The sequence below is a fragment of the Halorubrum sp. SP3 genome, assembly GCF_005435195.1.
GTDB classification, from domain to species: domain Archaea; phylum Halobacteriota; class Halobacteria; order Halobacteriales; family Haloferacaceae; genus Halorubrum; species Halorubrum sodomense.
Genome location: NZ_SGTU01000426.1, coordinates 1 through 412, shown reverse-complemented (window position 1 = coordinate 412; position 412 = coordinate 1). Strand labels below are relative to the sequence as shown.

The 412-nt window shown below is 70.4% G+C and carries 1 protein-coding gene; it reads left to right on the top strand.

The window, feature by feature from the left end:
- Positions 1 to 91: 91 nt before the first annotated feature.
- Positions 92 to 412, top strand: a 321-nt coding sequence (locus tag EXE42_RS17100) for an aminotransferase class III-fold pyridoxal phosphate-dependent enzyme (RefSeq protein WP_137707073.1), incomplete at its 3' end; no start/stop codon positions are given.

Below are 412 nucleotides of genomic sequence, written 5' to 3'. Positions count from 1 at the left end.
CGGCGCGCGATCCGATCGGCTCCTTTTGAACCCGCGAACCGGTTCGCCCGGTTCGGCAACTACTTTCAGCCCGACGCTCCAACCGTTCGGTATGAACCACGAGCGCTCGCGCGGGCTGTACGACCGCGCGCTGTCGGTCATGCCGGGCGGCGTCAACTCCTCCGTCCGGGCGACGATGCCGCATCCGTTCTTCATCGAGCGGGGCGACGGCGGCCACGTGATCGACGCCGACGGCAACCGCTACGTCGACTGGGTGATGGGGTACGGCCCCCTGCTGTACGGCCACGACCTCCCGGACCCGGTCGAGGCGGCGGTCCAGTCCCACGTCGCGGAGGGGCCCATGTACGGCGCGCCCACGGAGGTCGAGGTCGAACACGCGGAGTTCGTCGCCCGCCACGTCCCGAGCGTGGAG